This window comes from uncultured Acidaminococcus sp. (assembly GCA_900538365.1).
Classification (GTDB): Bacteria; Bacillota; Negativicutes; order Acidaminococcales; family Acidaminococcaceae; genus Acidaminococcus.
Genome location: UPXT01000077.1, coordinates 1 through 3,569 on the forward strand (window position 1 = coordinate 1; position 3,569 = coordinate 3,569).

The 3,569-nt window shown below is 50.4% G+C and carries 3 protein-coding genes and 1 tRNA gene; all 4 read right to left on the minus strand.

Annotated elements, in window-relative coordinates; translation table 11 throughout:
* Positions 1-64: 64 nt before the first annotated feature.
* The 4 genes from QZQ08_RS09680 to QZQ08_RS09695 all read right to left on the minus strand — a co-directional run bounded on the left by QZQ08_RS09680 (position 65) and on the right by QZQ08_RS09695 (position 3,182).
* A complete protein-coding gene (locus tag QZQ08_RS09680) occupies positions 65-622 on the minus strand; it encodes a flavin reductase family protein (RefSeq protein WP_296331453.1) in 558 nt (185 codons plus the stop codon).
* 147 nt (positions 623-769) lie between these two features.
* The gene (locus QZQ08_RS09685; protein WP_296331457.1) at positions 770-1,975 is read right to left on the minus strand and encodes a M48 family metallopeptidase; all 1,206 of its coding nucleotides are present in this window, start codon (positions 1,973-1,975) and stop codon (positions 770-772) included.
* Between the two features lie 67 nt (positions 1,976-2,042).
* Positions 2,043-3,119 carry an iron ABC transporter permease gene (locus QZQ08_RS09690; RefSeq protein WP_296331459.1) on the minus strand — a complete coding sequence of 359 codons (1,077 nt, stop codon included), beginning with the start codon at positions 3,117-3,119 and terminating at the stop codon, positions 2,043-2,045.
* A tRNA-Glu gene (locus QZQ08_RS09695) sits at positions 3,108-3,182 on the minus strand. Before QZQ08_RS09695 ends, QZQ08_RS09690 begins: the two co-directional genes overlap by 12 nt.
* Positions 3,183-3,569 lie beyond the last annotated feature (387 nt).

Genomic DNA, 3,569 nt, shown 5'->3' on the forward strand with positions numbered 1-3,569 from the left:
AAGGATCATTTCTCAAGCAAGGATGGCAAGTAACTGCATTGAATCGGCGCGATTTATGCGCTGACTAAAATAACTTCTTCCCGTCACTGAAGGCATTGCCCACCGTCTCTTCGGCGACAAGGTACTTCATGCCTGCCATATCAAAGACAAGGGGCCGCAGTTTCTTCGGATCGATGTTTCCCTCTGTCAGGATACTTTCATCAGCACTGATGCCAACAATACGCCCTGTGAGGATTTCCGTTTCTTCATTATAGGAAAGGACTTCGCACTCGAGCGTCATGGGCAGCTCTTCAAAATACGGAGCGTTGACGTGATGGGCCTTTTTTGCATGGAAGCCGGCCTTTTCCACTTTCTGCGGTTCCTTGTTTCCGCTTACAAGGCCTACATAGTCACAGGCAGCAAGCTGCTCCACGGTTCCCATGCTGACAGTAAAGGCTTTTGTCTCCAAAAGATTCTTAACCGTCTTATGCCCTTTTGCGAGGGCAAACATCATTTGGTCCATTTCGTTATGGCAGCCCCAGGCTGCATTCATCGCATTGGGCGTCCCGTCCTTGTCATAGGTCCCAATGATAAAGACTGGCTGCGGAAGCGCAATAGGTTTAACGGCAAATTCTTTTCTCATACATATCCCTCCTAGTTGGCTGACTGTTTCTTGAAGCGCCGTATTTATTTGCAAGTGCACGCATTCATACTAGCACAAGCCTTTCCTTCCGTCAATCCAGCCATCTAAAAAGGCCCTGCGCATAAGCACAGAGCCCTTCACCGTCTTTTATTTTTTAGGAGCTGCTTTTTTCTGCAGCTTAAGTTCCCGAGACGCGATCTTGCTTTCCTTACTGCTCTTGATTGCATTGAGTTTCTGGGCAAGCTCAGCCGCGCTTGGATCGCCATTTACAGAGACCATGATGGGCTGGTTGCCCAAATATACGGTACTGCCTTGGGCAGAAGCGTCCTTGAGGTTTTGTTTATGCATGAAAGCAGCCGTAAGGTTGCCCATGACAAAATAGGCGCGTTCCTTGGCGGACATATCGCCATAGGCATGAGGCGCGACAAAATCCTTGCCCCCGACTTTGACCATGCCCTTATCCGCATCGACGGTCACATTGCCTCCGGACAGATCGGTCAGGCGCTTAGCATAGTTGTCACGGCGCTGCTGATGGGTCGGATGATCGGAGGGCGAAAAGATTTCACCGACAAAACTGGATTTATACGTCTTTGACCGGTCCATGACACGCTGCCACATGGCGGCTGTCGCACCCGGATTGTAATTGGAGCGAAGCAAATAAGTCAGCGCCAGGTTATCGGCTTCCCATTCATCACTTTTGCCAATCTGGACATTATCGATCTGGTTTACGAGGATATTAAGGGCCAAATCTGCCATCCCGCTTCCTGCGGCGCCGCTTAAGACGCCGGCGGCCACGGCCACCTGCATCTTTTTGCGCGTACTGGAGACCACATGGTTCTTCTGCCCATGCCCCATTTCATGAAGCAGGACAACGGCAATTTCATCAGGATTGCTCGTCATGGAATAAAGCCCCGTATTGACGCTCATAACATGACCCATACTGCAGAACGCATTGAAAGATGTGTCATTATTGATGAAATAAAGATACGGTTTTTGATGGATGGTAGGATCTACAGCCCCAATGGCGCTTGTAAGCTGCCCCATCATGTCCGTAAGCTGACCATTTAGATAACGATCGTAATTGACTCCATATTTTTCCTTGTATGATGAGAAAAGTTTCTGCCGCCCCTCTTCCGTATTATTATAATAATTGAGGGCCTTATCAACCTGTCCATAAACAGCAACGCCCTGTACCCCAGCAAGGATGGCACCTAACACATCGGCATGGGCCCTAGGCATGGGAAGGGCCGTAAAGGAAAGAACAAGCCCCATGACACCAGCTAGGGCCGCAGATGCCAGATGATTTTTCCAAACTGAACGCTCCATCATATCAACCTCCAGAAAAAGAATCATCTTACAAGAGTCACTTTTCCTTTATTGTAGCACAGGCACCGTACTTGGCATAGAAAAAAAAGAAGGATCACCCCCCTTTCCTCCGATAAAGCAGATAGAGAAAATAGGGCGAACCCAAAAGGGCAGTTATGATGCCTGTCCGGATTTCACTGCCGGGAAGGACCAGCCGCCCCATAAGATCGCAAAAAGTAAGGAATACAGACCCGCTCAGGGCGGCAAAAGGCAGGAGGCGATGATGATCGGCCCCGCTCAAAAAGCGACCCATGTGGGGAACGATGAGTCCAACAAAACCAATATTGCCGCCAAGACAAACAGCAAGGCTGGTCAAAAGGGCCGTCCAGAAAAGAATGAGCTTACGCCAAAATGCAACATCAAGTCCCAGGGCCGCTGCCTGCTCCCCACCGATAGATAAGAGGTTCAGCGGACGCCCCCAGATAAAGACACCGGGCAAAAGAACAAGAATCAGCCCTGCAAGAGGCCAGGCCTTGAGGGAAGCCGTACCAAGACTCCCCAAAGTCCAAAAGAAGTACTGCTGCATGATGGTCGCCGGCGCAAAGCTAAGGAGTCCCGACACAAGGGCCGCACAAAAAAAACTCACCGCTACACCGCCCAAAAGAAGATGCGTGACAGAAGCCTTAAAGGAGCGGCGCCCTAAGAGGGCGACAAAAAAAGAAACCAAAACCGCACCCGTAAAAGCCCCCAATGGAACCATGAGCGGTGACAGGACGGCTAAGTTCAGGATAAGGATAAGCACAGCGCCCAAGGAAGCACCGCTCGAAATACCTAAAAGTCCAGGGTCTGCAAGTGGGTTGCCAAAAACGCCCTGAAGCGCGGCTCCGCTTGCTGCTAGGGCCGCTCCAACGGCAGCGCCATAACAAAAGCGAGGCAGACGAATAACGATAAGGACCGTCTTTTCTTCGTCCGTGAGTGTCCCCATGAAAAGATGCTGGACATTGACGGGAATCAGGCCCGTAAAAAGGCTGCCCCCAAAAATCAGCAAAAGCAGTATGAAAAGGACCGCATAAGCCCTTCCCAGCCCTTTTTCCCGCACCGTGCCCTCCTCCTTTACAAGACAAAAAAAGACGCTCCCAAGGAGCGTCTCAACTGCAGCAGAAGCTGCCTTGTTCCAAATTGGTAGCGCCAACGAGAATCGAACTCGTGATTTTGCCTTGAGAGGGCAACGTCTTAGCCGCTTGACCATGGCGCCATGACTAGCAAATTTGTTAGTACCTTGTAAGTATAGGCGGTTTTTTTCTAATTGTCAAGGAAAATCGCCGTCTAGCAGAGAAAGGGGAAAAGAAGAGGGCCTGTTTGGATCCGCGCCTTCGTGGTTTTTCTCTCAACTCACCCCTCATAAACTCACAGCGCCTTTACATCATCCCCAATTCCATTCTTTTCCCTTCGTTTGTTTTCTCCCATTTGTTTTTTGTAAATTCGGTTCAAAAGGGTCCTAGTACGAGGAACTCTCGGCCCCAGGAACGAGTCGGACCTGAGACGCCAGCAATCTGCTAGCGCAGCGACGCGGGAGCTGCTGCGCAAAGGAAAAAAGCTGCAGGCTGACGACGTCATGCAACGAATGTCCCGTTTCAGTCTT

Coding starts and splice junctions, on each gene's coding strand:
- QZQ08_RS09680 (WP_296331453.1), bottom strand. CDS start 622: ATGAGAAAAGAATTTGCCGTTAAACCTATTGCGCTTCCGCAGCCAGTC.
- QZQ08_RS09685 (WP_296331457.1), bottom strand. CDS start 1,975: ATGATTCTTTTTCTGGAGGTTGATATGATGGAGCGTTCAGTTTGGAAA.